Genomic DNA, 489 nt, shown 5'->3' on the forward strand with positions numbered 1-489 from the left:
CTTGAGGGCCACGCCACGGGTGCTGCGGCAGAACAGGGCGGCCCAGTCGGCGGCGCGCAGGCCGTCTTCCAGGTGGCCGAAATTGATTTCGAACTGGCCGGGGCCGAGTTCGGCGGTGATCACCGTGATGTCGATGCCCTGGGCCTTGGCCGTCTCGACCATATCGTCCAACACCGGCGCAAAGCGTGACAGGCGCTCGATGTGCAAGTTGGGCTGGTCGTCCGCGTCATCACTCAGCGGGTCGCGGGCAAATTGCGGCAGGCCGTCGCTGAGCTTTTTGTCGAACAGGTAGAACTCCAGCTCGAACGCGACCACCGGGTGAATGCCTTTGCGCTGCAGGCGTTCCAGCACCTTGGCCAGTACTTCCCGGGGTTCGAATTCGATGGGCGCTTCGGTGCTGTCGGAGGTAATCAACATCTGCCCCAGCGGCTGCGCCTCCCAGCTCACCGGCTTGAGGGTGCCGGGCACCAGGCGGCGGTTGGCGTCCGG

1 pseudogene is annotated in these 489 nt (G+C 65.4%); it reads right to left on the minus strand.

Annotated elements, in window-relative coordinates:
* Window positions 1-489, minus strand: a pseudogene (locus HX846_RS37795) (glutamine synthetase); the annotation flags it as partial.

Source organism: Pseudomonas sp. K5002 (assembly GCF_013386655.1).
Taxonomy (GTDB): Bacteria; Pseudomonadota; Gammaproteobacteria; order Pseudomonadales; family Pseudomonadaceae; genus Aquipseudomonas.